We start from the raw sequence: 26510 nt of genomic DNA, 5'->3' as shown, positions 1-26510 counted from the left end.
ACCTTAATGGAGTGTAATCGCCCCGGTTGAGGTAGCCTGGCGGCGTTGCCCTGCGGGAGTGTTCGATGCGTTTAGCGTTCTGGCGTGCCGGCAAGGACAAGGCTGTGGTCGAGCGGGCTGTTTCGAAGTCCAAAGCCGAAGCCAAGGTCGAGGCCAAAGCCGAAGCCCAGCCCAAGGTTGAAGCAAGGCCTGCGCCCGTCGTCACCAGGCAGGCGTCCGGCGAATCCGGCGACATCGATCTTCACGCGCTCGGTGGCGCGCTTGCGCGCAAGCGCGGCTGGATCATCGTGCCGACGGTGCTTGCGCTCGTCGCCTCCGTCGCCGCCGTCAATCTCGTGACGCCGCGCTACAAGTCCGAATCGCGCATCCTGATCGACGGTCGCGAGAACGTGTTCCTGCGTCCGAGTAGCGACCGCAGCACCGAGGAGCGGCAGGCGCTCGACCCCGAGGCGGTCACCAGCCAGGTCCAGCTCGTGCTGTCGCGCGATCTTGCGCGCGAGATCATCAAGAAGAACAAGCTCGCCGAGCGCCCAGAATTCGATCCGGTGCTGCAGGGCATTTCGCCGCTGAAATCGCTGGCGGCGCTGATCGGCATCGGCCGCGATCCGTTCTCGATGACGCCGGAAGAGCGGGTGCTGGATGCCTATTACGATCGCCTCCAGGCCTATGCCGTCGACAAGTCCCGCGTGATCGTGATCGAATTCCAGTCGGCCGATCCCGACCTCGCGGTGCGCGTCGCCAATTCGATCGCCGACGGCTATCTCGTGCTCCAGCAGAATGCGCGCCAGGACCAGGCGCGCAATGCCAGCCAATGGCTCGCGGGCGAGATCGAGAATCTGCGCAAGAAGGTGTCCGACGCCGAAGCCAAGGTCGAGGACTTCCGCTCCAAATCGTCGCTCTTCGTCGGCACCAACAACACGACGCTGTCGAACCAGCAGATGGGTGAGGTCAACACCCAGCTCAACAATGCGCGCTCGATGCGGGCGGATGCGGAATCCAAGGCGCGGCTGATCAAGGAGATGCTCCAGAGCGGCAAGCCGATCGAGGCGTCCGAAGTGGTGAACTCCGAGCTGATGCGCCGACTGTCCGAGCAGCGGGTGACGCTGCGGGCGCAGCTCGCCGAACAGTCGTCCACGTTGCTCGGCAATCACCCGCGGATCAAGGAGCTGAAGGCGCAGCTCGGCGACCTCGACAACCAGATTCGCGACGAGGCGGCCAAGATCTCCCGCTCGCTCGAAAGCGATGCGCGCATCGCCGGTGGCCGGGTCGACGGTTTGACGACGAGCCTTGAGCAGCTCAAGAAGCAGGCGACCTCGACCAACGGACAGGACGTCCAGCTCCGCGCGCTCGAGCGCGAGGCCAAGGCGCAGCGCGACCTGCTGGAAACGTATCTCGGCAAGTACCGCGAGGCCAGCACCCGCGAGACCATCGACACGGCGCCGGCGGAGGGCCGCATCATCTCGCGCGCCGTCGTCTCGAACACGCCGGCCTATCCGAAGAAGCTGCCGATCGTGCTGATCGCGACCATCGCGACGCTGCTGCTCTCGTCCGGCGTCGTCGTCACCGGCGAGCTGCTGCGTCAGACCGCACCGCGCGCCGCCGCCGTCTTTGCACCGGCGGAGACGCAAACGCAGGCGGCGGTTCGCCGGGAAGCCTTCGTCGAACCGTTCGTCGAGCCGGTCATGGAAGAGCCGGCGCCGCTGCAGCCGGAGATGATGGCCGAAGACGGTGTCAGCGAATTCGCCGAGATCGGGCATCTGGCCGGCAGCCTGCGCGCCGCGGGCGCGGCAGCGAAGAAGATCACGGTGCTCGGCACCGCCTCGGGTGAAGCCGTCACGCTGTCGGCGCTGACGCTGGCCCGCCATCTGGCGCGCGATGCGCGTGTCGTCGTGGTCGATCTCGCCGCGTCCTCGCCGACGATCGCCGCGGTGTCCGTCGATGCCTCGGCGCCGGGCCTTGCCGAACTGATGCAGGGCGAAGCCTCGTTCGCACAGGTGATCACGAGGGACAAGCTGTCGCGGCTGCATCTGGTCATGGCCGGCCGTCCCGGCTTCGATCGCAGCCTGCTGCAATCGCCGCGCGTGACGCTCGCGATCGACGCGCTGCTGCGGGCCTACGACCACGTGCTGCTCGACGCCGGCAGCGCCTCCGACCTGCCGGCGGAGTTGCTGACCGCCAATGCCCGCGCCGTCGTGGTGCCCGATGTGTCGATGGAGCCGGATGCGCGCACGCTGATGTGCGAGCAACTCAAGGCCGTCGGCTTCGGCGAGGTGACGATGCTGAGCAAGCCGGTGCAGCCGTCGGATGCGATGGAAGCCCCGCGCGTGGTCGCGGCGTGATCTCTCTTACCCTCCCCCTCCAGGGGAGGGTAAGGGACAGCTCCGCGAGTAGTTCGATCTTCGGAGAAGGGGGCGACCGTTTACCCGAACGCTCGCCGCAGCCGCTGCGCCAGGTCGAACAGCATCTGGTTCTGCTTCACCAGGCGCTTGCCGTGGCTGAGCGAGGACATTGCCATCGCTGCAAGCCTGCCGCGCGAGGTCAGCGGGACGAAGCTGTCGAAAATGTCCTCGTCGTCCTTGCAGAACATCCGCTTGTAGTCGTCCGAGCCGATGCCGAGGTCGAGCGAGCGGTAGCCGCGCTCGGCGTAGCGGTCGATGATGTAGCGCATCAGGATCAGGCCCGGGCTGTAGCGGGCGTGCTCGGACATCGTGTAGGTGTTGAACATCATCGAGAAGCGCTGGCCGTCGGCGACGCCGGCGAAGATGGCGATCACCTCCTCGTCGCATTCGAGCGCGTGAATGTCGATGACACGGCCCTCGCCGCGCGGCGACAGGCAGGCGCTGCGGATGAACTGCGCGACGCCGGGGTCGGCGAAGACGTTGGGCAGTTTCTGTTCGGCCATCCGCACCGGCTTGACGCGGAAGAACCAGTCGAGCAGGCGGGTGACGTCGGCGTCGGTGGTGGCAAGGTGATAGCGATAGCCTGCGAGCGCCTGCAGCTTCTTTTCCTTGCTCTTCAACCGGCGGCGGAACGAGTTGCTGATCCGCGACGCGGGCGGGCCGCCCGGCTCCATCACCAGCAGCGGGCAGCCGTTGACCGTGCTCTGCCGCGGGAAAGCCGCGAACGGATTCTGCTGATCGTGCCAGCGCTTGGGCTGCTGCGTCAGCGAGAGCACGTCGACATGCTCGCGCAGCAGCACGAGCAGGGCGTCGAGATCGGCGGCGACGGCCTCGGCGGCGAACTCGGCGTCCCACAGCCCCATGTTGAAGGTCGTGTGCTTGCCGCCCATGAAGCAGGCGGTGCGGACCCCGTGGCTTTGGCGCAGCGAGAGCGGCAGCAGCACGAGCGGCTGGCGATCGGCGTCGCGGGCGATCACGATGAAGGGGCGCGCGCCTTCGCAGCCGCCGACCAGCCGTTGCCAGGGGCTGAGCAGGTCGAAGCGCTGGTAGGGCGTGAAGAGGTGGCCGCTCTCCTCGAAGGCGCGCCAGACCGGCTCGGCCTCATCGAGATCGGTGACGATATCGACATGCACGATACGGCTCGCTTTCGACCGCGCTGGCGCTTCTGCCGTCCGGCTTTGCATCGCCGCAGCCATGGTCATTCGCGAAACCTGTCGAGAAATCAAAAATATAGGTATTTCGGCCTGTGGCCGACCTTTGCAAAGAAATGTCAACAAAGGGTAATGACAATGGACGAGGGAACGGGCCGCCGGCGAGCGCGAAGGTGGGATATTGGCATCCGACGACAGATGGCTGGAACGGCTGCACCTTGAGCTGACCTGGTTCACCGGCCAGGCTGCGCTGCGCAGTCGCGGGGCCGGCGCCATCCTGCGTTTTCAGCACGTGCGGCCACGGCGGCGCGGCGGCTTTCAGCCGCTGCGCGAGAACGAGATCACGCCGCAATTCCTCGACCGTGCCGTTCGGGCGCTGAAGCGGTGGGGTTATGATTTTCTCGGCATGGACGAGGTCTGCCGTCGCGCCGTAACGCTGCCGGAGAAGCGGCGCTTCGCGGCGCTCACCTTCGACGGCGCCAACAAGGATCTCATCACGTTCGCTTATCCGGTGCTGGCGCGCCACGCCGTGCCGTTCACGATCTATGTGCCCACTGCGTTTCCCGACGGCGTCGGCGAAGCCTGGTGGCTCGGGCTCGAGCAGGTGATCGCGCGCGAGAGCCGCATCAGCCTGATGATGGGCGAGAAGGAGCAGCGCTTCACCGTCGCAGGCAATGCCGAGAAGCAGGCGCTGTTCTCGCATCTCGAGAGCTGGCTGCGCTCGCTGCCGCCGGCGGATCTGTCGGCTGCGATCGCCGATCTCTGCACGCGCTACCGGATCGATCTCGCCGCGCTCTCGCGCGAGGCGTCGATGGATTGGGAGGACCTGGCGAAGCTTGCGGCCGATCCGCTCGTCACGGTCGGCAGTGCGACCGTGAACTATCCGGTTCTCGCCAACATGAAGGACACGGCTGCGCTGCGCGAGATGACGATGGGCAAGGTGGTGGCGGAAGCGGCCTTCCACCGCGAGATCAGGCATCTGGCCTTTCCGTTCGGCGATCGCTCGTCCTTCCGCCGCAGCCACGTCGTGATGGCGGAGGAGGCCGGCTTTGCCAGCGCGGTGTCGACGATATCGGGTATCGTGGACGCGGAAGGGCGCACCAATCTGCGCGCGCTGCCGCGGATTTCCTGGGACGGCCGCGTGCGCTCGCTGCGCATGCTGCGCGTGCTGGTGTCGGGTATCGCCTTTGCGCCGGTGAAACCGACGGGCAGCGCTGCGTAGCCGCGTTACGCCGACTTGGCGCGATCCGGCCGCTGCATCCAGCTGACGATCGGCATCGCCGGCAGCACCCAGCCCATGCCGACCACCACGTAGTAGATCGCCTGTCGCCAGCCGGACTCGGCGATCCACGGCATCTGCGCCGCCGCCATGCCGAGCAGGGCCCAGACGGTGCAAAGCACCAGGAGCAGGACGGCGCCGAGGAACTTGCGGGTGCGGATCGTCATGAGGGAATACTGCGGCTTTCGCGTAACTTGCGCTGCGGAAGCGGGGGACTATAAGGGGCACGCAGTCCGGTTCAAGCCTCTTTGGTCCAGGTCCTGGTTTCGCCCCTGATGACGCCGATTTCCGCCCCGTCCGAGCCGTATCGCGCCGTGCGCTGGTGGCTGATCTCCGTGGCCGCGCTGATCGCGCTGATGGTGCTGGTCGGCGGCGCGACGCGGCTCACGGAATCCGGTCTCTCGATCGTCGAATGGAAGCCGGTGACGGGCAGCCTGCCGCCGCTCTCGGAGGCGCAGTGGACCGAGGCGTTCGAGGCCTACAAGAAGATCCCGCAATATCGCGAGCTCAATGCGGGCATGAGCCTGTCCGAGTTCAAGGAGATCTTCTGGTGGGAGTGGAGCCACCGCCTGCTCGGCCGTTTCATTGGCGTCGCCTATCTCCTGCCGTTCCTGTTCTTCCTGTGGCGCGGCGGCCTGTCCGGTGAATTGAAGCGCAGGCTGTGGCTGCTGTTCGCGCTCGGCGGGCTGCAGGGCGCGGTCGGCTGGTGGATGGTGGCCTCGGGCCTGACGGAACGTGTCGAGGTGTCGCAATATCGGCTGGCGACGCATCTGGTGCTGGCGCTGCTGATCTTCGCCGGCATCGTCTGGACGGTGCGGCGGCTCAAAGAGCGGCCGCAGATTGCGGCACCTGCGCGGCTGCGGTTCGTCAGTGCGCTGCTGCTCGTCGTGACCTTCGTGCAGATCTATTTCGGTGCGCTGGTCGCGGGCCTGCGCGCCGGTCGCGCCTACAACACCTGGCCGCAGATCGACGGCGCGTTCATTCCCTCAGGCGAGCGGCTGTGGTTCGAGACGCCGTGGTGGCGCAACATGTTCGACAACGTGCTGACGGTGCAGTTCGAGCACCGCATGACGGCCTATGCGCTGTTCGTGCTGGCGGCGCTGCACGCGTTCGACGCGGTGCGTTCGCGCGCGGGGCTGGCTGCGAGCGGCGCGCTCTGGCTGTTCGCGGCGGTGAGCCTGCAAGTTGTGCTCGGCATCCTCACGCTGCTCAATCAGGTGCCGATTGACCTCGCGCTGTCGCATCAGGCGGTTGCGATCGTGGTGCTGACGCTTGCGGTGATGCAGGTGGAGCGGCTGTCTTTGCGGCAGACTGCGCAAGTGCGGCCGCGCGTGGTTCCGGCCAGTCAGCCCGGCTGATCACCATCGGCCCGGCGGATCAGCAATAGCCGTAGATGCCGCACGAGTAGGGCAGGCGCCAGAAATAGTCGACCTGCTTGCCGCCGTAATACGAGCCTTGATAGTCGTAGTCCCAGGGGCGGCCGTAATAGCCCGGCAGCGTGTGCGCGCCCGGGAGCAGCGGCGTGCCCGGCAGATTGCGGATGTAGCTGCCGATGCCATAGGCCGGCGAGATCAGCGCATCCGGATCGGTCTCGACATAGACCTTGGGCGGCTCCTGTGCCGGCGCGGCGCCCCGCCGCTTCGGCGTCGCCGGAAGATCGGCGGCGAGCGCACTCGAGAGCGTCAGCATCGCCGCAAGGGCAGGCACCATCCAGCGCAGCATCGTCGGCTCCGAATCAAGGGGCGATCCAAACACGATGTATGCGGCAGATATGGTTAATGACTGTTAACTGAGGCCGGTTCCGGGGCGGCTTTGCGCACCGCCCCGGCCGACAACAATCACGCGCTCAGCGCCTGCTCCAGGTCCGCGATCAGATCTTCCTTGTCCTCGATGCCGATCGAGAGCCGGACCACGTCGGGGCCGGCGCCGGACTTGATCTTGGCGGCGTCGTCGAGCTGGCTGTGCGTGGTCGAGGCCGGATGAATCACCAGCGAGCGGGTGTCGCCGACATTGGCCAGATGCGAGAACAGCTGCAGTTTCGACACCAGGCTGACGCCGGCGTCATAGCCGCCCTTCAGGCTGAAGGTGAACACGGCGCCCGCGCCCTTCGGCGCATATTTGCGCGCGAGCTGGTTGTATTTGTCGCTGGGCAGGCCCGCATAGCTCACCGAGGCCACCGCCGGATGGCCGGCCAGGAATTCGGCGACCGCCTTGGCGTTGTCGCAGTGCTTCTGCATGCGCAGCGGCAGCGTCTCGATGCCGGTGAGGATCATGAAGGCGTTGAACGGCGACAGCGCCGGCCCGAGGTCGCGCAAGCCCAGCACGCGGCAGGCGATCGCGAAGGCGAAATTGCCAAAGGTCTCCTGAAGCTTGATGCCGTGATATTCCGGCCGCGGCTCCGACAGCATCGGATATTTGCCGCCGGTCGACCAGTCGAAGGTGCCGGCATCGACGATGATGCCGCCGAGCGAGTTGCCGTGGCCGCCCAGGAACTTCGTCAGCGAGTGCACGACGATGTCGGCGCCGTGGTCGATCGGGCGGATCAGGTAGGGCGAGGCCAGCGTGTTATCGACGATCAGCGGCACGCCCGCCTTGCGCGCCACCGTCGAGACCGCCTCGATGTCGGTGATGCTGCCGGCGGGATTGGCGATGGACTCGATGAAGATCGCCTTGGTGCGTGGGGTGATGGCGCGCTCGAAGCTGGCGATGTCGTCGGAATCCGCCCACACCACGTTCCAGCCGAAGCTCTTGAACGCATGCGTGAACTGGTTGATCGAGCCGCCATAGAGTTTTCGCGCGGCAATGAACTCGTCGCCGGGCTGGAGCAATTGCTGCAACACCACGACCTGTGCGGCGTGGCCGGAGGCCACCGCAAGCGCGGCCGTGCCGCCTTCGAGCGCGGCGACGCGCTCTTCCAGCACCGCGTTGGTGGGATTGCCGATGCGGGTGTAGATGTTGCCGAACGCCTGCAAGCCGAACAGCGAGGCGGCGTGGTCGGCGTCGTTGAAGACGAAAGAGGTCGTTTGATAAATCGGAGTCGCGCGCGCACCGGTCGTCGGATCGGGCTGTGCACCGGCATGCACGGCGAGGGTTGAAAATCCCGGAAGGCGATCGCTCATTGAGGGCGTCCTGTTCTTGTGGTCTGAAATCGCGCGGCATGCTGATCGGCGCCGTGGCTGCCGTCAAGGCGCGGCTTCACATCGGAACGATCGTGCTGCGTATTGTCGCGTTCGCGAAACGAATCCTTCGCAATTGCGTCAGCTTTGCTCGCTCTTGTTCTTGGCGGCGCGATCGGATGCCGCGGTGTCGCCACCGCCGACACTCATCCGATTGAGGGATAGCCGCATGCCTTGCGTCGGCGCCGGCGGACGCTTGGAACTGAGCGTGCGCGAATTGACGCCCATCCAGGAGATCTCGGACGACAGGCGGCCATATTCGATCTTGGGGCAGCGGTTCATCACGACCTTGATACCGGCAGCTTCCGCCTTCGCGGCCGCAACGTCGTCACGCGCCCCGAGCTGCATCCAGATCACCTTCGGCAGCGGATCGAGCGTCAGCGCTTCCTCGACCACGGGCATGATGTGGCTGGAGTTGCGGAAGATGTCGATCATGTCGATGGGGCGGCCGATGTCGGACAGCGAGGCGACGAAGGGCTTTCCGAGCAGCTCCTTGCCGACATGGCCGGGATTGACCGGGATCATGTCATAGCCGCGCTGCGCCAGATATTTGAATGCGAAATAGCTGGGACGCACGTTGACCGGCGAGGCGCCGACCATCGCGATCGACTTCACGCTGTTGAGGATGGCGCGGATGTAATTGTCGGGATAGGCGTCGTGGTTCATCACTTATCTTTTCTTGTTGTCACTCATCCCGCCAGGTCGGCGCGCGTTTCTCGATGAAGGCACCGATGCCTTCCTCGGCGTCGCGCGCCATCATGTTCTCGGTCATCACCTCTGCCGCATAGCGATAGGCGTCCGCAAGGCTCATCTCGGCCTGGCGATAGAACGCCTCCTTGCCGAGCTTGACGGTGTAGGCGGATTTCAGCGCGACCTGTTCGGCCAGCGCGATGGCGGCGCCGCGCTCGGTCCCCGCTGCAACGACGCGATTGATGAGCCCGATCTCGCGGGCGCGGTCGGCCGTGACAGGTTCGCCCGTGAGCAGCATCTCCATCGCCTGCTTGCGCGGCACGTTGCGTGACAGCGCCACCATCGGCGTCGAGCAGAACAGGCCGATGTCGACGCCCGGCGTGGCGAAGCTCGCAGCTTCGGAGGCGATGGCGAGATCGCAGCTCGCCACGAGCTGGCAGCCGGCTGCCGTGGCGATGCCCTGGACGGCGGTGACCACGGGCTTCGGCAGATGCACGATCGCCTGCATCATCGCGCTACAGGCGTTCATCATCTCGGCAAAGAAGGCGCGGCCGCGATCGGGGTCGGCGCGGTGCGCGGTCAGCTCCTTCATGTCGTGGCCGGCGGAGAAGGCGGGGCCGTTGGCGGCGATCACGACGCCGCGGACGGTCTTGTCGCTGCTGATATCATTGAGCTCGGCATGCAGGCGCGCGATCATCGCCTCCGACAGGCTGTTGCGCGCGGCCGGCCGGTTCAGCGTCAGGATTGCGATGCTGCCGACGGTCTCGCGCAGCAGGATCGGCGGTTGTGGGGAGGGGGCGCGGGCGGCCTGGACGGACATTGACGCTATTTCCGCTGGATCATTGCAATTGGATGACGCAGATAACTTAATGTAACAGGGCCAGTGAAGCGAGAGTGGGGAACGACATGGCGTTAGCGAAAATGAGCGTGGCGGAGGTCGAGCAATTTCTCCGCGACGAGTTTCCCCAGGCCTTCAGTGGCGACGACATCACGATCGAGAGCACGGACGGCCAGACCTGCCTGCTGCGCCAGCGCTACAGCGAAAGGATGCTGCGGCCGGGCGGAACCGTATCCGGCCCGACGCTGATGGCGCTGGCCGATTTCGCGATGTACGTGGTGCTTCTGTCCGCGATCGGGCCGATCGGGCTCGCGGTCACCACCAATCTCAACATCAACTTCCTGCGCAAGGGCCAGCCTGGCCAGGACGTTCTGGCCGAGGCGCGGCTCCTCAAGCTCGGCAAACGGCTGGCGGTCGGGGAAGTGAACCTGCTGTCGGGCACCTCGCCCGACCCGATCGCCCACGTCACCTCGACCTATTCCATTCCAAATGTTTGATCTTTTGGCAGGTAATATAGCACCATATTTTTAAGCCATTGATTTTATGGGATTAATTTCCGTCTTCGGGCATTGACCGTTGCGCGTCTCTTCTCTAGAAAACCGCGCAGTCCGGTGCGGTGTTCGCGCCGATATCTCCCCGTCCACGGAAGCTCCGATATGAAAACCTTTTCGGCAAAGCCGGCTGAGGTGACGAAGAAGTGGGTGCTGATCGACGCCAAGGGTCTGGTCGTCGGCCGCCTCGCCACCATCGTCGCCATGCGCCTGCGCGGCAAGCACCTCCCGACCTACACCCCGCACGTTGATTGCGGCGACAACGTCATCATCATCAACGCGCAGCATGCGGTCCTCACCGGTCGCAAGCGCGAACAGAAGACCTATTACAAGCACACCGGCTATGTCGGCCACGTCAAGGAGCGCACCGCGCGCCAGATCCTCGAGGGCAAGCATCCCGAGCGCGTGCTCGAGAAGGCCGTCGAGCGCATGATCCCGCGTGGTCCGCTCGGTCGCGTCCAGATGGGCAACCTCCGCGTCTATGGCGGCGCCGATCATCCGCACGAGGCCCAGACGCCCGAGAAGATCGACATCGCCAAGTTGAACCGCAAGAACACGAGGGCCGCATAACATGGCCGAATCCATTCAGTCGCTCGACCAGCTCTCGCAGCTCAAGACGGCGGCCGCGCCCGACGCGCCCAAGCACGAGAAGAAGGTCGACAAGTTCAACCGCGCCTATGCCACCGGCAAGCGCAAGGACGCGGTCGCCCGCGTCTGGATCAAGCCGGGTGCCGGCAAGGTCACGGTCAACTCGCGCGAGGTCGAGGTCTATTTCGCCCGTCCCGTGCTGCGCATGATGATCGAGCAGCCGTTCTCCGTGGCCGCGCGGTCCGGCCAGTACGACGTGATCTGCACCGTCGCCGGCGGCGGTCTGTCCGGCCAGGCCGGCGCCGTCCGTCACGGCATCTCCAAGGCGCTCACCTATTTCGAGCCGGAGCTGCGCACCGTGCTCAAGAAGGGCGGCTTCCTCACCCGCGACTCCCGCGTTGTCGAGCGCAAGAAGTACGGCAAGGCCAAGGCCCGCCGGTCCTTCCAGTTCTCGAAGCGTTAATCGCTTCGGTCACATTCGCCGCGAAAGCGGCTTCAATGAGATGCAAAAGGGCGCTGATTTCAGCGCCCTTTTTGTTGTTCGTTTGTATGCAAATTGATGGCGTGTTTCAGGAAAACTTGGGCGTCCGCGAAAACCTGAATGGAACCCGCGGGACATAGCGTCGCCTTTGGAAGGGCGCGCAAATCGGCTGGGCCGGTCGCGTAACTGCTATGTTTAAGAGGGGGCCGACATGACGTCGCTCGATAGCATCACGCTCTATTTGGTCGCCACCATGGTTGCCGCACTGCTCGGCGCCATGATGGTGTTTTTCGGCAGGCAGGAGAACAGCCCCGCGTTGAAGTGGTGGGGCACCGCCTATCTGCTCGGTGCGGCCTCCGTCGCGCTGTGGACTGCGACCGGCGACAAGCTCGGGCCGCATCTCTACCTGGCGCTGAACGCGGTCGGCTTCGTCGCCTGCGGCATGGTGTGGAATGCGGCGCGCGTCTTCCACGGCCGCAAGCCGAACTGGCCCGGCCTCGTGCTCGGTGCGCTGGCCTGGGTCGCCGCCGTGACGCTGCTCGATCCCGCGGCGTCCATGCTGCGCATGATCGTCGGCGCCGGCATCGTCTCGGTCTATGCGGCACTGACCGCCAGCGAGCTCTGGACCGAGCGGCGCAAGAGCCAGCAGCGGCACTGGCCGGCCGTCGTGGTCCCGGTGATGCACGGCTGCGTCTTGATGCTGCCGATCCTGCTCGGCAGCTTCCTGCGCCCGCACGATGCCGGCTTCTCCTCGAGCATCTGGGTCACCGTGTTCGCGGTCGAGCTCGTGCTCTACGCCGTCGGCACCGTGTTCGTGATCTTCATGCTGGTGTCGGAGCGCACCGTCACCGCGCACCGGACCGCCGCGTCGACCGATCCCTTGACCGGGATGCTCAACCGCCGCGGTTTCTCGGAAGCCTGCAGCCGCGTGATCGAGCGCGAGGCCAAGGCGGGGCGTCCCGTCACCGTGATGATCTTCGACATCGACCACTTCAAGTCGATCAACGACCGCTTCGGCCATCCCGCCGGCGACGAGATGCTGAAACTGTTCTCGACCGTCGTCGTCAGCAATCTGCGCATGACCGACCTTTCGGGCCGGATCGGCGGCGAGGAATTCGCGGCGCTGCTGCCGTGCGCGCTGGAAGAGGGCGTGCTGGTTGCCGAGCGCGTGCGCGAAGCCTTCGAGACCTCCGGCGTCGTGGTCGATGAAGGCCCGGTCGACACCACCGTCAGCATAGGTGTGGCCGGCGGTCCGGCCGGCACCGAGCTCGAGGTGCTGCTGGCCTCGGCCGACACGGCGCTCTACCAGGCCAAGCGCGGCGGCCGTAACCGCGTCGAAGCCGCGGAGGAGCTGCCGCTGTCCCTGGAGAACTGGCGCCGCCAGAGCGCCGCGCGGGTCAGTGCGCCGCGGCCCCAGCCGGCCACGGCCTGAGGCCAAGGGCGGTCTTGCGGTAATCCCCTGTTTACCATTCGGTCCCTACCATTCCGGGCATGGAATCGATCCGTCGACAGACCCCGCAGGCCGCCCTGATGTCGCTCGAAGCCCACGCCGCCTCGGCGCGCGGCGGCTTCGCCTGTCTGTTCTCGACCGCCGAGGAATACGAGACGGCGCTGATCACCGAGCGCCGCGCCCAGGGACGCTACACTCAGAGCCGCAGCTATTGGCCGCTCGCGCTGTTCGTCGGGTGCGCCCTGATTGTGGCAGGCACCGTTCTGCTGCTCGCCTGAGAGACCTGCAGTTTCCGGCCAGCCAGGGCGCCGTTTCGGCGCCTTTTTCTTTTCGACGGGGTGCGGTAGACACGCCCATCAAACAAGAAGGGTGGAAACCGATGATCACCGAGATCGCGCAAATCGACGTCAAGCCGGGCAGCGAGAAGGATTTCGAGGCCGCGGTCGCCAAGGCCAAGGCCGCCTTCGGTCGCTCCAAGGGCTTTCACGGCTTCGAGCTGCACAAGTCGATCGAGAAGCCGCAGCGCTATCGCCTGATGGTGAAGTGGGCGACGCTGGAGAACCACACCGTCGATTTCCGCGGCTCCGAGAACTTCACCGAATGGCGCGGCCTCGTCGGCCAGTATTTTGCTTCGCCCCCGGAGGTCGAGCACACCGAGACGGTGCTGGCGACCTGAGCTGAACTACGCCGCCTCGGCGAGGGGCGGCACCTCATACGTCTTGAAATGGTCGATCATGACCTTGGCGATGGCGACCAGTGGCAGCGCCAACGCCAGGCCCCAGATTCCGAACACGACGCCGAGCAGGATCTGGAACGCGAACAGCGTGGCCGGCGGGATATCGAGCGCCTGTCGCTGGAGCAGCGGCGTCAGCACATAGCTCTCCATCGCATGCACGCCGAGAAACAGGATCAGTGCGGATAGCGCCGCGATCCAGCCCGAAGCGAGACTTGCCAGCACCACGACGACGCCGGCGATGATGGCGCCGACGGTCGGGATGAAGGCGAGCAGGCCGGCCTGGATGCCCAGGATGAACGAGCTGGGGATGCCGATGATGGCAAGCCCGATCCAGGTCACGATGCCGACCGCAATCATGACGATGATCTGCGCGACCAGCCAGCGTTCCAGCGTCTCGCTGATGCCGTCGATGATGAGGGTGACGCGGGTGCGATGCCTGGCCGGCGCGAGAAACAGCAGGCCGTCGTGATAGACGGCCGGCTGGGCGGCGAAGGCCATCCCGAGAAACAGCACGATGAAGATGTTGCCGACGGCGCTGATGGCGCCGAACAGCAGCTTGAAGGTCTGGCTCACGATCGCCCCGCCACTCGAGGCGAGCGCTCCCGCGCCGCCCGGCAGTCCGCCGTGCGTGCCCGGGCTCGCGGCAGGCGTCGGGCCAGCGTCGGTTGAGGCGGCCGGCGGGGCATTGCCGAGATCGAACACGCTGGTGTCGATGCCGTGGCTCTCGAGGAAGGACCGGACGTTGGTGATCTGCGACCTGATGGTCTTGCTGAGCAGCGAGGCCTGCTCGGCGATGGTGGCGCCGCCGAGATAGGCGACGCCCGCGAGCATGAGCGCGAGCGCGATGCAGACGATCGCGAGCCGAGCCGAATGGGGCAGGTGCACGCGGCGGCCGAGCGCATTGGTCAACGCGTTGAGGCCGACCCCGAGCAGCATGCCGGTGAAGATCAGGAGCAGGGTGGCGGCAAAATACCAGGCGAAGGCCAGCAGCGCCGTGAACAGCACCACGCCGCTGCCGCCGACCGAGATGGCCCAGGCCTGATCTCGGGCCAGGTCGCTGCGGGTCCGGGGCCGTTCATCTCTGGGAATGGTCACATCGGGTCCTTTTCGAAGCGGCGGGCCGGGCACTCTTTCGCGAAACGGGCACGGGGATCAAGCCGGGTTCGGGCGCCGACTTGACGCGTCCCCGGCCTCAAAGGCCGACTCCGGCGGAGCGCAAGGAGCCGGGCCGCTCCTCGGGCGGGCATTTCCGCGAAAATAGCATTGCCGTCCCGCGATCCCTTCTGTTGAATTTGTTCCACCCCAAGGGCATGTTTGGAGAATCTTCTTGCGGGGAGGTCGGAACGACAGATGAGAAAGCCGGTCGTCGGCGTGATCGGGAATGCCCATCGCGTCGAAAATCGATTTCAGGTCCAGATGGTCGGCGAGCGCAATCTGCGCGCCGTGGCCGAGGTCTCCGGCGGCTTGCCGGTAATGTTCGCGGGCTCGCCTGACATCACCGATATTGGCGCGCTGCTCGATGCCGTCGACGGCATCGTCCTCACGGGCGCCCGCGCCAACGTGCACCCGACCCGTTTCAACGTGGACCCCTGCGAAAAGCATGAGCCCTACGACATCCATCGCGACGAGGTGGCGCTGGCGCTTTCGGTGGCCTGCGTTGCCCGCGGCATCCCGCTGTTCGGCATCTGCCGCGGCCTCCAGGAGATGAACGTCGCCTTCGGCGGCTCGCTGCATCCCGAGATCCGCGAAATTCCGGGCCGGATGAACCACCGCATGCCAAGGCTCGAGAACGGCGAGATCCATCCCGATCCGACCGTGGTGTTCGCCGACCGTCACGACGTCGATCTGACGCCGGGAGGCGCGTTCGCGACGCTGCTCGGCTGCGAGAGGATCCGGGTCAATTCGCTGCACGGCCAGGGCATTCTCGATCCCGGCAAGCGCGTGCTGATCGAAGGCATTGCCGAGGACGGCACCATCGAGGCGATCCGCATCGCGGAAGCCCCGACCTTCGCGCTCGGCGTGCAATGGCACGCCGAATACGATCCGCAGCACAATCCAATCAACCGCAAGCTGTTCGAGGCCTTTGGCGAAGCGCTGGTCGCAAGGCAGAAGGCGGCGGCGTAGATCACGTTCGTGTCCCGGAGAAGCGAAGCGCAGATCCGGACCCACGCTGCTCGGAGGTCCTCTGGGGGATAGCTCGTTCGGCGGACAGTAAGACCTATTTTCTAGCTTGTATGAACGCCTGCATCTCTTCCGGCGTGAGTTTGCCATCCTTGTTGCTGTCCATTGCCTTGAAAATTCGCTCGTGGGCTGCCTGAAACTCCGCCGACGAGATGGCTCCGTCGCCGTCGGAGTCCATCAGCGCAAACACCATGCGGAACATGATCGGAGGCCCCATCGCGTCCGCCCCCATCATGCCGCGCCCCTTCATAGCGGGGCCCATCATGCCCCCACCACTCATCATGCCTTGTCGTTCTCCGGACGGGCTTGCGGGGGGCGTCGTTTGCGCGGGCGCCGGCGCTTGCTCCGATCCTGGATGATGGCCCTCGTGATCAGATGCCGTCTGAGCGAACGCGGGATAGGTCAGGGCAGCAAGCAACAGCGCTGCAGCAATGGTTGGACGTCGCATGGCTGTTCCTCCGACGTTGATCCGAGATGACCATGATGCCGACCCGGACCGGGTTCGGCTTGAGCCAAGTCAATATGGTAGGCAGGAAACGCCGCTCGATGTCCTGGATGTGCCGGTCGCGAACCAGCACCCACGGTTCATGCCGCGCTACAATGGTCCGGAAATAGCACGTTATTCCGCCGCCACAGCGGAGCGCCTCGATCGTTGCATCACGCGCCGAGGATGCTTGCGCTCCTGTGGTACGCCATCATTTGCCGCGAGGCAGCATGCGGTTCAGCGTATTGTCGCGAAAAACGATATGATGGATCAGCGCTGCGCCAGCATGAAAGAACGCGACGAATACAAGCGCGTGGGCTGCAATTTCGTGGATCTCCTTGACCGAATGCGCGAAGGCTCTATCCCGTATCCACGGCGATGATATTTCGTAGATGCCGAGCAGCGGCAGCGCCTCGCCACGCGCAAACTGCGTCACGATCCCGGCGACCGGAACGACAACGAGCAAGGCGTAGAGCGTATAATGAAAAAGACGGGCGGATGGGTCGGCGAAGGCGCCAAGCCATCTGCGGAATTCGTTTGGCTCGGGAGGGGGCGGCGGAACGGCCGCCCTCCATGTCAGCCGCATGATCAGCGCCGCCAGGATCAACAGGCCGGCGGAAATATGAACAAGCAGGCCCGTCTCGCGAGCGCCACCCTTGGGCAAGTCATCGCCAAATAAGCCGAGCGTCCACGCAACGATCACCAGAACGACCGTCGCCCAGTGGAGGAATTGGGGAACAATACCGTATCGGTCGGGGGAATTCGTCAATTTCGCCTCCCTTCATCTTCGATCCGGTGGCGCGGGCCATCGCTTCAAGGATCATTGCACCAGAAAAGTCGCGCCGCCTCCTTGATCCTCCTCATGGCGCGACCTGTATCTCGCGCGAGGCGGCATCCCGATGGTTCGCCGGGAGCTGCATTTTGCGACACCCGAGGCGAGTTCCATGATTACGTATTGCGGTATTGCCTGGCTCGATCTGCTCGCGGCGTCGGCCGGAGCAGAGCTGAGTGCACTGTCACCACAGTTGTGGATCTTTCGGACGAGTAGGGCGCTCAGCCGGGCCGAACACCGTTGGTCCGCGGCTACGCCGTCCGCTCCGTCCGTCGCGCGCGATAGGCCTGCGGCGACATCAAGGTCAGCTTGCGGAACGCCTTGCGAAAGCTGCTCTCGTCCTCATAGCCGGCGGTGCGCGCAATGGTCTTGACCGGCTGCGTCGTGGTCTCCAGCAGCGTGCGCGCGTGCTCGACGCGGCGACGCATGATGAAGGCTTGCGGCGGCTCGTGCGTGAGCTCCTGAAACTTGCGGTTCAGCGTGCGCTCGCTGAGGCCGAGCGCGCCGGCGAGGCGCTTGACCGTCATCGCCCTCTTGCCGGTGCGGCGAACCAGCAGGTCGGCCCTGGTCAGCAGCGGGTCCTGCGACAGCAGATAGCCGACCGGCATGAAGATCGACTGGGTGCGCTGCGCGGTGTCGATGACGACGTAGTCCGCGCATAGTTTTGCGATCGCCTTGCCCTCGACCATCTCGATCAGCCTGAGCAGCAGGTCGACCCACGACATCGGTCCGGCCGCGCAGACGATGCGGTCCGCAACCGTGATGATGGCGTCGGCTGCGAGGTCGATCGAAGGGTGGCGCTGCCGCAGTTCGCCTTGCAGCCACCAGGTGATGGTGGCGCGGCGGTTGTCGAGCAGGCCGCTGCCTGCAAGCAGGAACACACCGCTGCAGAACGCGCCGATCAGCCGGCCGTTCGCATGCTGTTGCCGTAGCCAGGCGCCGGCACGGGCATATTGCGGTTGCAGCCGCGCAGCCGTGACGTGGTCGACGAGGTTGCCGGGGACGAGGATCGCATCGAAGCTCGTGCGTTTGCCGATCGCGCCGTCGACCGCCACCATCTGGCCGCCGCCGGCGCGCACGGCCTTGCCGTCCAGTGACAGCGTCTGCCAGGTGAAGCGGGATTTCGCGCCGCTCTGCCGCATCACGTGATTGGCGAGCGACAGCACGTCGGCGATTCCGGCGATCGCCGAATGCATGCAACCTTCCAGCGCCAGAACTGCGAGCTTCATGGGATCTCCGGGCAACCGCCGGCGATCCTATCCGATCGGCGCCGGCGATGCGTGGCGGAAATTGCCCGATCTCTGGCTTATCTGCCACTGCCTTGTCGGCGGCATCAGGTCCAAATTCGCTCCGTCGTCACACGACATGATTGGAGAAAGACATGCCTTACATCACCATTTCCACTGTCCGCGGCATCCTGGACGCCGCGCAGAAGAAGACGCTGCTCGAACGCGTCACCGACCTGATGGTCGAGGTCGAAGGGCAGGGCAGCCCGGACTTCCGCCGCAACGTCTGGGTCAGGATCGAGGAGCAGGACCCCTCGCACTGGTCGCTCGGCGGCCTGCAGCCGACAGCTGAGATCATCGCCGGTACGTTCGGCGCGATCGGAGCGGATGGGGTGCGGGTTGCGAGGCCGAAGATGTAGGTTCGCGCCCAAAACGAAAAGGCGCCCCTTTCGGAGCGCCTTTTACTTCTTGCGGACTGTGCGGGCCGCTTAGCCCGAATAGTACATCTCGAACTCGACCGGGTGCGGGGTCATCTCGAAGCGGGCGACTTCGGTCATCTTCAGCTCGATATAAGCGTCGATGAAGTCGTCGTCGAACACGCCGCCGGCCTTGAGGAAGCCGCGGTCCTTGTCGAGGTTTTCCAGCGCCTCGCGGAGCGAACCGCAGACGGTCGGGATCTGCTTCAGCTCTTCCTTCGGCAGGTCGTAGAGGTCCTTGTCCATCGCCGGACCCGGATCGATCTTGTTCTTGATTCCATCGAGGCCGGCCATCAGCATCGCGGCGAAGCCCAGATAGGGATTGGCCATCGGATCGGGGAAGCGCACCTCGACGCGCTTGGCCTTCGGCGAAGCGGTGTAGGGGATGCGGCACGAGGCCGAGCGGTTGCGCGCGGAGTAGGCGAGCAGCACGGGAGCCTCATAGCCCGGGACCAGACGCTTGTAGGAGTTGGTCGACGGGTTGGTGAAGGCGTTGATCGCCTTGGCGTGCTTGATGATGCCGCCGATGTAGTGGAGGCAGGTCTCCGACAGGTCGGCGTATTTGTTGCCGGCGAACACCGGCTTGCCGTCCTTCCAGATCGACTGGTGCACGTGCATGCCCGAGCCGTTGTCGCCATAGACCGGCTTCGGCATGAAGGTGGCGGTCTTGCCGTAGATGTGCGCGACCTGGTGGATGCAGTACTTGTAGATCTGCATGTGGTCGGCCATCAGCGTCAGCGTGTCGAACTTCATGCCGAGCTCGTGCTGGGCGGATGCGACCTCGTGATGGTGCTTCTCGACCTTGACGCCCATCTTGGCCATGGCGCCGAGCATTTCCGAGCGCATGTCCTGCACCGAGTCCTGCGGGGGGACGGGGAAGTAGCCGCCCTTGGTGCGGACGCGGTGGCCGAGATTGCCGCCTTCATATTCGGTGTCGGAGTTGATCGGCAGCTCCGAGGAGTCGAGCCGGAAACCGGTGTTGTAGGGGTTGGCCGAATAGCGCACGTCGTCGAACACGAAGAACTCGGCTTCGGGGCCGACGAACACGCTGTCGCCCACGCCCATCGACTTCACCATGGCTTCCGCCTTCTTGGCGATGCCGCGGGGGTCGCGGTTGTAGGGCTCGCCCGTGGTCGGCTCGAGCACGTCGCAGGTGATGACCATGGTGGTCTCGGCGAAGAACGGATCGATCGTCGCGGTCACCGGATCGGGCATCAGGCACATGTCGGACTCGTTGATCGCCTTCCAGCCGGCGATCGAGGAGCCGTCGAACATCGTTCCTTCGGCGAAAATGTCCTCATCGATCATGCCGACGTCGAACGTGACATGCTGCCACTTGCCGCGCGGATCGGTGAAGCGCAGGTCGACGTATTTGACGTCGTTGTCCTTGATCGATTTCAGGACGTCTTTGGCGGTCTTCATGCATACCCCTTTTGGCTCTGCGGGTCGGTTTCCAGATGAGCAGATTCGTTCTCGCTTTCGGCGAGTTTGGCGCAACCGCACAAACGAAATCAGGCCGCCGAAGCAGCCTTTTTTCTTTCAGAGTGTCGCAAGATTCGGGATAGCACCCGGCTCAGATAGCGTCCAGCCCGGATTCGCCGGTTCGGATGCGGATCGCCTCTTCGATGTTGGAGACGAAAATCTTGCCATCGCCGATGCGCCCGGTCTGTGCGGCGCGACGGATCGCGTCGATGGCACGCTCGACCAGATCGTCGCCGATCACGATCTCGATTTTGACCTTCGGCAGGAAGTCGACGATGTATTCTGCGCCGCGGTAGAGTTCGGCGTGACCCTTTTGCCGGCCAAAGCCCTTGGCTTCGGTGACGGTAATGCCCTGAAGGCCGACTTCCTGAAGCGCTTCCTTCACCTCGTCGAGCTTGAACGGCTTGATGATGGCTTCGATTTTCTTCACTGCGCGCCTCCCGGCATTTCGATCAAATAGCAACGTCTTCGTCAGGATGCGCTTTTCTCACGCACGATCTTGTCTTCGCTATGCCGGGATCCCTGACCAGCCCGGCACCCACGGCCGGCCACACCCTGATAGACGTCAGTGAGCACGACGAACCGAAGCGGCTTCCTCGAAAGCAGGGTCTATGCCAAGTTGCAAATGCCCTGATTATTGGAGCGTTATCAGCCTTTTAACGAGCATCTCTGATAGGTGGAGCCGACGGGCTCAAAATACCGAAGGCTACGAAATAGGCAAATGGTTCAATCTGTGTGCAGATCGATGTTCCCAAGGTCGGATCGGCACGGAAGATGCCTGTTGAAGAGGCGTTTGTACAGGGAAGTGGCATGGAAGTTCTGACCAACGCCGAAATGCAACGCGCCGACCAGCTCTCGATCGCGGCCGGCACGCCCGGCTTCAAGCTGATGCTGAGTGCGGGCCAGTCGGTCGCTGAGGCCGCCAACGCGCTGGTGGAGCAGGGGCCGATCCTGATCGTGGCCGGCCCCGGCAACAATGGCGGTGACGGTTTTGTCGCGGCCGCCGAGCTCGCCGCCCAGGGGCGCGAGGTCTCGGTGATCCTGATGTGCGAGCGCGATCAGCTCCAGGGCGACGCGGCCTCCGCCGCGCGCGGCTGGAAGCACCCGGTGCTCCCGTTCAATCCGCAGGCGATCGGAAAGCCGGCGCTGATCATCGATGCGCTGTTCGGCGCGGGCCTCAGCCGCCCCGTTGACGGCGAGGCGCGCGCGATGATCGAGGCGATCAATGCCAACGGCGCCTTGGTGCTCGCCGTCGACCTGCCGAGCGGCATCAACGGCACCAGCGCGGCCGTGCTGGGCGTTGCCGTGAATGCCACCGAGACCGTCACCTTCTTCCGCAAGAAGCCGGCGCACCTGCTGCTGCCGGGACGGATGCATTGCGGCCGCGTGCGCGTTGCCGAAATCGGTATCGACGCACAGGTGCTGGACGAGATCAGGCCGCAGATCTTCGAGAACGATCCGGATTTCTGGTGCGCGGCCTTTCCGGTGCCGCGGATTGACGGCCACAAATATGCACGCGGGCATGTGCTGGCGGTCTCGGGCGATGCGGCGGCGACCGGTGCCGCGCGGCTCGCCGCGCGCGGCGCGTTGCGCGCCGGCGCGGGCCTCGTGACGTTGGCGAGCCCGCGCGATGCGCTCGCGATCAATGCAGCCGCGCTCACGGCGGTGATGGTTCGCCCCGTCGATACCGCGATCGAGTTTGGCGAGCTGCTCGGCGACAAGCGCTACAACACCTGCATCGTCGGCCCCGGCGCGGGCGTCGGTGATCGCACCTGCGATCTCGTCCACACGGCGCTGAGCGCGCAGCGGCATCTGGTGCTGGACGCCGACGCATTGACGAGCTTTGCCGCGATCCCGGAGCGCCTGTTCGAATCGATCAAGTCCTCGCAGGACAGTGCGGTGGTGCTGACGCCGCACGAGGGCGAGTTTCCGCGCCTGTTCTCCGATCTCAGCAACAAGCACCCCGGCCGCTCCAAGCTGGAGCGCGTGCGCGCTGCCGCCGAACGCTGCGGCGCTGTCGTGCTGCTGAAGGGGCCGGACACCACCATCGCTGCGCCCGACGGTCGCGTCACCATTGCCGCCAACGCGCCGCCCTGGCTCGCCACAGCGGGCGCCGGCGACGTGCTCTCCGGCATCATCGCGGGGCTTCTGGCGCAAGGCGTGCCGGCTTTCGAAGCCGCCAGCATCGCCGTCTGGATGCATGGCGAGGCGGCAAGCGAGGCAGGGCCGGGCCTGATCGCGGAGGACCTGACCGAAACGCTGCCGGCCGTGCACCGGCGGATCTATCATGCGCTCGGGGTCGAGTATTAGTGCTGAGGCAACTCGCGCTCGCCGACATGGGCGCGGCTGCGCAGGTCCATCGGCTTGCGTTCGACCAGGCGATGCCGTGGCTGGTTGGGCTGCACACGCCGGAGGAGGACCACTGGTTCCACCGCGAGCGTGTCTTTCCGGCGTGCCACGTGTGGGGTCGCTTCGACGATGACGAATTGAGCGGCATCATCGCCTTCCGCGCAGGCTGGATCGAGCAGCTCTATGTCCTTCCCGCAGTCCAGGGCCGCGGCGTCGGCACCGAGCTGCTCGACATCGCCAAGCGTGCCTGCGAGCGGCTGGAGCTCTGGACCTTCCAGCGCAACGCGCCGGCGCGGCGCTTCTATGAAGCTCGCGGCTTTACGTTGGTCGAGCAGACGGATGGGGCGCGAAATGAGGAGAAAGAGCCGGACGCCCGCTACGTCTGGACGCGCTGACCACTTGATCCGCTGCCGATTGTCGTCTAAAAACTACACGCGGTCGAGCTCAAGCAGACTGAGACGTTTCGGAAGTGGCGATCGCGTCTCCGGGATGAGCGCGCCAGAGCGCTGATCGCGTCTCGCTTGGATCGGTTGGCTCAAGGGCACCCCGGCGATGTGGAGCCGGTGGGCGATGGAGTAAGTGATCTGCGTATCCATTACGGCCCCGGCTACCGCATCTATTTTCAGAAGCGGGGCAACACGATCATCGTTTTGCTGTGCGGTGGGGACAAGAGCACGCAGGCGAAAGACATCAAGGCGGCAAAGAGCCTTGCCGCGATGTGGAGCGAGTGACATGGCCGAGAAGCTGACGACTTATGATCCAGCCGAGGACCTTCAGTCCGGCGCGGCCATTGCCGTCTTCATGGAAGAGGCCTTCAAGACGGAGGACGCCGCTTATATCGCCCACGCGCTTGGCGTCGTCGCTCGCACCAAGGGAATGACGCAGATCGCCAAGGAGACAGGTCTTTCTCGCGAGCAGCTCTATCGCTCGTTCAGTGCCAACGGCAATCCGACGCTCAAAACGACGATCGCGGTGATGAAGGCTCTCGGAATCGAATTGACGGCCAAGCCGCACGCCTAGCCGGCAATCTCACTCCACCCCATACCAGCGCACCAGCCGCGGCGCGGCCCAGTCGGTCACGACGGATTCGAGCAGCCAGCGTCCGGGTGATGTCGCCGCGAACGCGATGCGCTGGGTCTGGCCTGGCTCGATCGCGAGCGTGTCGAGCCAGTAGGGCTTCCAACCGTCGTCGAGCTTGTCGAGCAGGCGGAAATGGTGGCCATGCAGATGGAAGACGGTGGTGACTGGAGCGGGGTTCCTGAGGGCCAGCACGACGGTGCGGCCGGTCCTCGCGCGGAAGGCGGGGGTGGAGGCGGTGGAGAAATTCGCAGGCCGCGCCCAGCCGGTCTCGGGAGCACCGAGCGCGACATCGAACCGCAGGGCGCCTTTCAGATCGAGCTTCTCGGGCAGATCGTTCGGAGGGAGCGGCTGTGGCGGCAACAATGGCGCGCGCCGCTCCAGTTTGCCTGATATCGCGAGGTTCCCGATCTGGCGCGCCTCCTTGCCGTCATGCAGCAGGAAAGGGGCCGATGTGGCAGCATCCACGAAGGCGTCGGCCCGTGCGCCTGGGGCGAGGACCAGGGCACCGTTACGTGCCGGGAACGGCTCGGCCGGCTGCCCATCCAGCGCCATCATCAGGACCTCGTGACCTTCCAATTTGATCGCGAGAACAGAACGTTGGGAGGCGTTGATAAAGCGCAGCCGCAGCCGCTCGCCGGCCGAAGCTGAGAGTTCGAATGAAGTCTGTCCGTTGATCGTATAGAGCGGCTTTGTTTCCTTTGGGTCTTGGCCCGGCGGAACGGCGGAGCCATCCGGCCGCAGGTGCCATTCCTCGATCAAGACGATCACGTCGCGATCGACGGCAACCCGGCCGGACTCGGCGGCGATGATCGGGAGCGGGCGCGCGGGCTGCTTCTGGCCGTCCTCGAAGAGCCGAAAGTCGGCCAGCAGGGTTCCCGCATTTGGTATTGAAATCGTTGATATTTCTGTTGTGTCCGGCGCCGCCGGCGCACGGCCCCGCAGCGGGTCGGCCGTAGCCGGGGCAATCAGGCCGTACCAGACTGGCGCAAGTGGCACAGGCAGGTTGTTCCGGAACACCACCTCGCAGCGGTCGAAACGCTTGAGACGGACGTCTCCGATATGGCTTACGGCAGCCAGCTCCCAAATTGGTGTAGCCGGCTGACCCGGCCTGAGAGCCAGGGTTACTGCCCGTGCCTGGAGGGCGAGCTGGGCGGTCACGAGCGGGCCTGCGCCGCCCGCCATCAACCCGGCCGCCGAGGCGCCAAGACCGGTCAGAAGTCCGGCCAGAACCTCGCGCCGATCAGGGGCAAAAATCCGCGGTTTCATGAGGCCGATCCGGACCACGCCGCGCTGGATAAGTCCAGCCATCGTGCCTACTTGAAGCCTGCCTCCATCAAGCCATTTTTTTGCTGCGAACAGTCAGGCACATGCTATAAGCCCGGCCGCCCGCGGCATCGCGGCCGGTCTTGATGCAAATTCACGCGGGCGTGGCGGAACTGGTAGACGCGCTGGATTTAGGTTCCAGTGACGAAAGTTGTGGGGGTTCGAGTCCCTCCGCCCGCACCAAGCGCTTTCAGCGTTTGCACGGATTACCGAAGGGCCTCGCGCCGCACGGATGTTTTTCCGTCTGGAGCAGGGCTCTGATGAACCACCGGCGTTGAGGCGTTTGCCTCGCGCCGGATCGATTAATGACAGCGTCCCGACGCATGCGTGCCGGGACCGAACGGGAAGAAGATTGGACGCCATGCAGGTCACAGAAACCCTCTCGGAAGGTTTGAAGCACGAGTTCAAGATCAGCGTTCCCGCGTCTGATCTCGACGCCAAGGCTGGTGCCAAGCTCGTCGACCTCAAGGACAAGGTCCGCATCAACGGCTTCCGTCCCGGCAAGGTGCCGGTCGCTCACCTGAAGAAGGTCTACGGCCGCTCGGTGATGGCCGAGACCATCGACCAGACCATCCGCGACACCAACACGCAGCTGTTCTCCGAGCGCGGCTTCCGCCTTGCGACCGAGCCGAAGATCACCATGCCGAGCGAGCAGGCCGAGGTCGAGGAGCTGCTGAGCGGCAAGACCGATCTGACCTACACGGTCGCGATCGAGGTGGTGCCGTCGATCGCGCTGGCCGACTTCAAGACCTTCCAGGTCGAGAAGCCCGTGGCTGACGTCACCGATTCCGACGTCGACGAGGCGATCAAGCGCATCGCCGACAGCAATCGCGGCTACGCCGCCAAGGCCGAGGGCGCCAAGGCCGAGTCCGGCGACCGCGTCACGATCAACTTCAAGGGCACCATCAACGGCGACGTCTTCGAAGGCGGCACCGGCGAGGGCATCCAGGTCGTGATCGGCTCCAACACCTTCATTCCCGGCTTCGAGGAGCAGCTCACCGGGATCGGCGCGGGCGAGACGCGCACGCTGAAAGTGTCGTTCCCCAAGAACTACATGAACGACAAGCTCGCCGGCCAGCCCGCCGAGTTCGAGACGACCGCGACCTCGATCGAGGCGCCGCAGGATGTCGCGATCGACGACGAGTTCGCCAAGACGCTCGGCCTCGAATCGCTGGACAAGCTGAAGGAAGCCGCGCGCGAGCGTCTGGTTGCCGAGTTCGCGACTGCGACGCGCCAGCGCGTCAAGCGCGCGCTGCTCGACCGTCTCGACGAAGCGCATCGCTTCGAGGCGCCGCCCTCGCTCGTCGACGAGGAGTTCAATCTGATGTGGAACTCGGTCAAGGCCGAGATGGACTCCGCGGCCAAGACCTTTGCCGACGAGGACACCACTGAAGACGCCGCCAAGGAAGAATACCGCAAGATCGCCGACCGCCGCGTGCGTCTCGGCCTCGTGCTCTCCGAGATCGGCGAGAAGAACAAGATCACCGTGACCGACGACGAGGTCGGTCGCGCCGTGATCGAGCGCGCGCGCTCGATGCCCGGCCGCGAGAAGGAAGTCTGGGACTACTACCGCAGCAACGCCCAGGCGCTGGCCCAGCTCCGTGCACCGATCTATGAGGACAAGGTCGTCGACTTCATCCTCGAGCTCGCCAACGTGACCGAGAAGAAGGTTTCGCGCGAGGACCTCTACAAGGACGACGAGGCGGAAAAGACCGCGGCCTGAAGGCTCTAGAGCGTT

The 26510-nt window shown here is 65.0% G+C and carries 28 protein-coding genes, 1 tRNA gene and 1 pseudogene; 17 read left to right on the top strand and 13 right to left on the bottom strand.

The window, feature by feature from the left end; all coding sequences use genetic code 11:
- Positions 1 to 65: 65 nt before the first annotated feature.
- Positions 66 to 2339, top strand: a complete 2274-nt coding sequence (locus AC1RUR_RS21425) for a GumC family protein (protein ID WP_492847553.1) — start codon at positions 66 to 68, stop codon at positions 2337 to 2339.
- Positions 2340 to 2419: 80 nt separating this feature from the next.
- On the opposite strand, the gene AC1RUR_RS21420 is transcribed toward AC1RUR_RS21425, so the two are convergent.
- Entirely contained in the window at positions 2420 to 3601 is a 1182-nt protein-coding gene (locus tag AC1RUR_RS21420; protein WP_492847551.1) for a GNAT family N-acetyltransferase, read from the bottom strand.
- Between the two features lie 130 nt (positions 3602 to 3731).
- Here AC1RUR_RS21420 and AC1RUR_RS21415 point away from each other — a divergent pair, with 130 nt between their 5' ends.
- A complete protein-coding gene (locus tag AC1RUR_RS21415; protein WP_492847549.1) occupies positions 3732 to 4772 on the top strand; it encodes a polysaccharide deacetylase family protein in 1041 nt (346 codons plus the stop codon).
- Between the two features lie 5 nt (positions 4773 to 4777).
- Here AC1RUR_RS21415 and AC1RUR_RS21410 read toward each other — a convergent pair whose 3' ends face one another.
- Positions 4778 to 4996, bottom strand: a complete 219-nt coding sequence (locus AC1RUR_RS21410) for a DUF2842 domain-containing protein (protein ID WP_492847547.1) — start codon at positions 4994 to 4996, stop codon at positions 4778 to 4780.
- Positions 4997 to 5104: 108 nt separating this feature from the next.
- On the opposite strand from AC1RUR_RS21410, the gene AC1RUR_RS21405 reads away from it, so the two are divergent.
- Complete coding sequence (locus AC1RUR_RS21405) at positions 5105 to 6187, top strand: COX15/CtaA family protein (RefSeq protein WP_492847545.1); 1083 nt, start codon at positions 5105 to 5107, stop codon at positions 6185 to 6187.
- 19 nt (positions 6188 to 6206) lie between these two features.
- Here AC1RUR_RS21405 and AC1RUR_RS21400 read toward each other — a convergent pair whose 3' ends face one another.
- From AC1RUR_RS21400 to AC1RUR_RS21385, 4 genes are all read right to left on the bottom strand, one after another.
- Complete coding sequence (locus AC1RUR_RS21400; RefSeq protein ID WP_492847543.1) at positions 6207 to 6551, bottom strand: hypothetical protein; 345 nt, start codon at positions 6549 to 6551, stop codon at positions 6207 to 6209.
- Positions 6552 to 6667: 116 nt separating this feature from the next.
- A complete protein-coding gene (locus AC1RUR_RS21395) occupies positions 6668 to 7948 on the bottom strand; it encodes an O-acetylhomoserine aminocarboxypropyltransferase (protein ID WP_492847541.1) in 1281 nt (426 codons plus the stop codon).
- 138 nt (positions 7949 to 8086) lie between these two features.
- Positions 8087 to 8671, bottom strand: a complete 585-nt coding sequence (locus AC1RUR_RS21390) for a CoA-binding protein (RefSeq protein WP_492847539.1) — start codon at positions 8669 to 8671, stop codon at positions 8087 to 8089.
- A 19-nt stretch (positions 8672 to 8690) separates the two neighbouring features.
- The gene (locus AC1RUR_RS21385) at positions 8691 to 9515 is read right to left on the bottom strand and encodes an enoyl-CoA hydratase (RefSeq protein ID WP_492847537.1); all 825 of its coding nucleotides are present in this window, start codon (positions 9513 to 9515) and stop codon (positions 8691 to 8693) included.
- Positions 9516 to 9601: 86 nt separating this feature from the next.
- Here AC1RUR_RS21385 and AC1RUR_RS21380 point away from each other — a divergent pair, with 86 nt between their 5' ends.
- The 6 genes from AC1RUR_RS21380 (at position 9602) to AC1RUR_RS21355 (ending at position 13279) form a co-directional block, all read left to right on the top strand.
- Positions 9602 to 10030, top strand: a complete 429-nt coding sequence (locus AC1RUR_RS21380; RefSeq protein ID WP_492847535.1) for a PaaI family thioesterase — start codon at positions 9602 to 9604, stop codon at positions 10028 to 10030.
- 159 nt (positions 10031 to 10189) lie between these two features.
- Positions 10190 to 10654, top strand: coding sequence for a 50S ribosomal protein L13 (gene rplM / locus AC1RUR_RS21375; protein ID WP_008137961.1), 465 nt, complete (start codon positions 10190 to 10192; stop codon positions 10652 to 10654).
- Between the two features lies 1 nt (position 10655).
- On the top strand, positions 10656 to 11135 hold the full coding sequence (rpsI, locus tag AC1RUR_RS21370) for a 30S ribosomal protein S9 (protein ID WP_007611021.1): 480 nt from the start codon (positions 10656 to 10658) through the stop codon (positions 11133 to 11135).
- 229 nt (positions 11136 to 11364) lie between these two features.
- Positions 11365 to 12585, top strand: a complete 1221-nt coding sequence (locus AC1RUR_RS21365) for a GGDEF domain-containing protein (protein ID WP_492847533.1) — start codon at positions 11365 to 11367, stop codon at positions 12583 to 12585.
- Positions 12586 to 12644: 59 nt separating this feature from the next.
- Positions 12645 to 12881 (top strand): hypothetical protein, encoded by a 237-nt coding sequence (locus AC1RUR_RS21360; RefSeq protein WP_492847532.1) that lies wholly within the window; start codon positions 12645 to 12647, stop codon positions 12879 to 12881.
- 101 nt (positions 12882 to 12982) lie between these two features.
- Positions 12983 to 13279: an antibiotic biosynthesis monooxygenase family protein gene (locus tag AC1RUR_RS21355; protein ID WP_492847530.1), complete on the top strand. Its 297-nt coding sequence runs from the start codon at positions 12983 to 12985 to the stop codon at positions 13277 to 13279.
- Positions 13280 to 13285: 6 nt separating this feature from the next.
- Here the strand turns inward: AC1RUR_RS21355 and AC1RUR_RS21350 are convergent, their stop codons facing one another.
- The gene (locus AC1RUR_RS21350) at positions 13286 to 14434 is read right to left on the bottom strand and encodes an AI-2E family transporter (RefSeq protein WP_492847528.1); all 1149 of its coding nucleotides are present in this window, start codon (positions 14432 to 14434) and stop codon (positions 13286 to 13288) included.
- 255 nt (positions 14435 to 14689) lie between these two features.
- On the opposite strand from AC1RUR_RS21350, the gene AC1RUR_RS21345 reads away from it, so the two are divergent.
- Entirely contained in the window at positions 14690 to 15463 is a 774-nt protein-coding gene (locus tag AC1RUR_RS21345) for a gamma-glutamyl-gamma-aminobutyrate hydrolase family protein (protein WP_492847527.1), read from the top strand.
- 94 nt (positions 15464 to 15557) lie between these two features.
- Here AC1RUR_RS21345 and AC1RUR_RS21340 read toward each other — a convergent pair whose 3' ends face one another.
- From AC1RUR_RS21340 to AC1RUR_RS21330, 3 genes are all read right to left on the bottom strand, one after another.
- Complete coding sequence (locus tag AC1RUR_RS21340) at positions 15558 to 15968, bottom strand: EF-hand domain-containing protein (RefSeq protein WP_492847525.1); 411 nt, start codon at positions 15966 to 15968, stop codon at positions 15558 to 15560.
- A 247-nt stretch (positions 15969 to 16215) separates the two neighbouring features.
- The gene (locus tag AC1RUR_RS21335) at positions 16216 to 16773 is read right to left on the bottom strand and encodes a cytochrome b (protein ID WP_492847523.1); all 558 of its coding nucleotides are present in this window, start codon (positions 16771 to 16773) and stop codon (positions 16216 to 16218) included.
- 314 nt (positions 16774 to 17087) lie between these two features.
- Complete coding sequence (locus tag AC1RUR_RS21330) at positions 17088 to 18065, bottom strand: GlxA family transcriptional regulator (protein WP_492847521.1); 978 nt, start codon at positions 18063 to 18065, stop codon at positions 17088 to 17090.
- A gap of 152 nt (positions 18066 to 18217) precedes the next feature.
- On the opposite strand from AC1RUR_RS21330, the gene AC1RUR_RS21325 reads away from it, so the two are divergent.
- Positions 18218 to 18481 (top strand): tautomerase family protein, encoded by a 264-nt coding sequence (locus AC1RUR_RS21325; RefSeq protein ID WP_492847519.1) that lies wholly within the window; start codon positions 18218 to 18220, stop codon positions 18479 to 18481.
- 69 nt (positions 18482 to 18550) lie between these two features.
- Here AC1RUR_RS21325 and glnA read toward each other — a convergent pair whose 3' ends face one another.
- Together glnA and AC1RUR_RS21315 are read right to left on the bottom strand one after the other, a co-directional pair.
- Positions 18551 to 19960, bottom strand: coding sequence for a type I glutamate--ammonia ligase (gene glnA, locus AC1RUR_RS21320; RefSeq protein ID WP_492847517.1), 1410 nt, complete (start codon positions 19958 to 19960; stop codon positions 18551 to 18553).
- 151 nt (positions 19961 to 20111) lie between these two features.
- Positions 20112 to 20450, bottom strand: a complete 339-nt coding sequence (locus AC1RUR_RS21315) for a P-II family nitrogen regulator (protein ID WP_007603495.1) — start codon at positions 20448 to 20450, stop codon at positions 20112 to 20114.
- Between the two features lie 380 nt (positions 20451 to 20830).
- On the opposite strand from AC1RUR_RS21315, the gene AC1RUR_RS21310 reads away from it, so the two are divergent.
- From AC1RUR_RS21310 to AC1RUR_RS21295, 4 genes and pseudogenes are all read left to right on the top strand, one after another.
- Positions 20831 to 22330 (top strand): NAD(P)H-hydrate dehydratase, encoded by a 1500-nt coding sequence (locus AC1RUR_RS21310; RefSeq protein ID WP_492847515.1) that lies wholly within the window; start codon positions 20831 to 20833, stop codon positions 22328 to 22330.
- A complete protein-coding gene (locus AC1RUR_RS21305; protein WP_492847513.1) occupies positions 22330 to 22764 on the top strand; it encodes a GNAT family N-acetyltransferase in 435 nt (144 codons plus the stop codon). The genes AC1RUR_RS21310 and AC1RUR_RS21305 overlap by 1 nt, the downstream gene beginning before the upstream one ends.
- Before the next feature lie 42 nt (positions 22765 to 22806).
- A pseudogene (locus tag AC1RUR_RS21300) lies at positions 22807 to 23100 on the top strand (type II toxin-antitoxin system RelE/ParE family toxin); the annotation flags it as partial.
- Between the two features lies 1 nt (position 23101).
- Positions 23102 to 23389, top strand: coding sequence for an addiction module antidote protein (locus AC1RUR_RS21295; protein WP_492847511.1), 288 nt, complete (start codon positions 23102 to 23104; stop codon positions 23387 to 23389).
- Positions 23390 to 23398: 9 nt separating this feature from the next.
- Here AC1RUR_RS21295 and AC1RUR_RS21290 read toward each other — a convergent pair whose 3' ends face one another.
- Complete coding sequence (locus AC1RUR_RS21290) at positions 23399 to 24715, bottom strand: multicopper oxidase family protein (protein WP_492847863.1); 1317 nt, start codon at positions 24713 to 24715, stop codon at positions 23399 to 23401.
- 155 nt (positions 24716 to 24870) lie between these two features.
- On the opposite strand from AC1RUR_RS21290, the gene AC1RUR_RS21285 reads away from it, so the two are divergent.
- Both AC1RUR_RS21285 and tig read left to right on the top strand, forming a co-directional pair.
- Positions 24871 to 24955, top strand: a tRNA-Leu gene (locus AC1RUR_RS21285).
- Positions 24956 to 25133: 178 nt separating this feature from the next.
- On the top strand, positions 25134 to 26495 hold the full coding sequence (gene tig, locus AC1RUR_RS21280) for a trigger factor (RefSeq protein ID WP_492847509.1): 1362 nt from the start codon (positions 25134 to 25136) through the stop codon (positions 26493 to 26495).
- Positions 26496 to 26510 lie beyond the last annotated feature (15 nt).

It is taken from the genome of Bradyrhizobium sp. GW821-FHT12B03, assembly GCF_058807535.1.
Note: the sequence above shows the minus strand (reverse complement) of the source record. Positions and strands in the feature narration are given on the sequence as shown.

Excerpts from the sequence above, each read along its gene's own strand:
- AC1RUR_RS21310 (WP_492847515.1), top strand. The coding sequence starts at position 20,831 with ATGGAAGTTCTGACCAACGCCGAAATGCAACGCGCCGACCAGCTCTCG.
- AC1RUR_RS21395 (WP_492847541.1), bottom strand. The coding sequence starts at position 7,948 with ATGAGCGATCGCCTTCCGGGATTTTCAACCCTCGCCGTGCATGCCGGT.
- AC1RUR_RS21290 (WP_492847863.1), bottom strand. The coding sequence starts at position 24,715 with ATGAAACCGCGGATTTTTGCCCCTGATCGGCGCGAGGTTCTGGCCGGA.
- glnA (WP_492847517.1), bottom strand. The coding sequence starts at position 19,960 with ATGAAGACCGCCAAAGACGTCCTGAAATCGATCAAGGACAACGACGTC.
- AC1RUR_RS21405 (WP_492847545.1), top strand. The coding sequence starts at position 5,105 with ATGACGCCGATTTCCGCCCCGTCCGAGCCGTATCGCGCCGTGCGCTGG.
- AC1RUR_RS21410 (WP_492847547.1), bottom strand. The coding sequence starts at position 4,996 with ATGACGATCCGCACCCGCAAGTTCCTCGGCGCCGTCCTGCTCCTGGTG.
- AC1RUR_RS21345 (WP_492847527.1), top strand. The coding sequence starts at position 14,690 with ATGAGAAAGCCGGTCGTCGGCGTGATCGGGAATGCCCATCGCGTCGAA.
- AC1RUR_RS21390 (WP_492847539.1), bottom strand. The coding sequence starts at position 8,671 with ATGAACCACGACGCCTATCCCGACAATTACATCCGCGCCATCCTCAAC.
- AC1RUR_RS21425 (WP_492847553.1), top strand. The coding sequence starts at position 66 with ATGCGTTTAGCGTTCTGGCGTGCCGGCAAGGACAAGGCTGTGGTCGAG.
- AC1RUR_RS21360 (WP_492847532.1), top strand. The coding sequence starts at position 12,645 with ATGGAATCGATCCGTCGACAGACCCCGCAGGCCGCCCTGATGTCGCTC.
- AC1RUR_RS21420 (WP_492847551.1), bottom strand. The coding sequence starts at position 3,601 with ATGACCATGGCTGCGGCGATGCAAAGCCGGACGGCAGAAGCGCCAGCG.
- AC1RUR_RS21385 (WP_492847537.1), bottom strand. The coding sequence starts at position 9,515 with ATGTCCGTCCAGGCCGCCCGCGCCCCCTCCCCACAACCGCCGATCCTG.
- AC1RUR_RS21295 (WP_492847511.1), top strand. The coding sequence starts at position 23,102 with ATGGCCGAGAAGCTGACGACTTATGATCCAGCCGAGGACCTTCAGTCC.
- AC1RUR_RS21330 (WP_492847521.1), bottom strand. The coding sequence starts at position 18,065 with ATGAAGCTCGCAGTTCTGGCGCTGGAAGGTTGCATGCATTCGGCGATC.
- AC1RUR_RS21355 (WP_492847530.1), top strand. The coding sequence starts at position 12,983 with ATGATCACCGAGATCGCGCAAATCGACGTCAAGCCGGGCAGCGAGAAG.
- AC1RUR_RS21400 (WP_492847543.1), bottom strand. The coding sequence starts at position 6,551 with ATGCTGCGCTGGATGGTGCCTGCCCTTGCGGCGATGCTGACGCTCTCG.
- AC1RUR_RS21365 (WP_492847533.1), top strand. The coding sequence starts at position 11,365 with ATGACGTCGCTCGATAGCATCACGCTCTATTTGGTCGCCACCATGGTT.
- rpsI (WP_007611021.1), top strand. The coding sequence starts at position 10,656 with ATGGCCGAATCCATTCAGTCGCTCGACCAGCTCTCGCAGCTCAAGACG.
- rplM (WP_008137961.1), top strand. The coding sequence starts at position 10,190 with ATGAAAACCTTTTCGGCAAAGCCGGCTGAGGTGACGAAGAAGTGGGTG.
- AC1RUR_RS21325 (WP_492847519.1), top strand. The coding sequence starts at position 18,218 with ATGCCTTACATCACCATTTCCACTGTCCGCGGCATCCTGGACGCCGCG.
- AC1RUR_RS21380 (WP_492847535.1), top strand. The coding sequence starts at position 9,602 with ATGGCGTTAGCGAAAATGAGCGTGGCGGAGGTCGAGCAATTTCTCCGC.
- AC1RUR_RS21340 (WP_492847525.1), bottom strand. The coding sequence starts at position 15,968 with ATGCGACGTCCAACCATTGCTGCAGCGCTGTTGCTTGCTGCCCTGACC.
- tig (WP_492847509.1), top strand. The coding sequence starts at position 25,134 with ATGCAGGTCACAGAAACCCTCTCGGAAGGTTTGAAGCACGAGTTCAAG.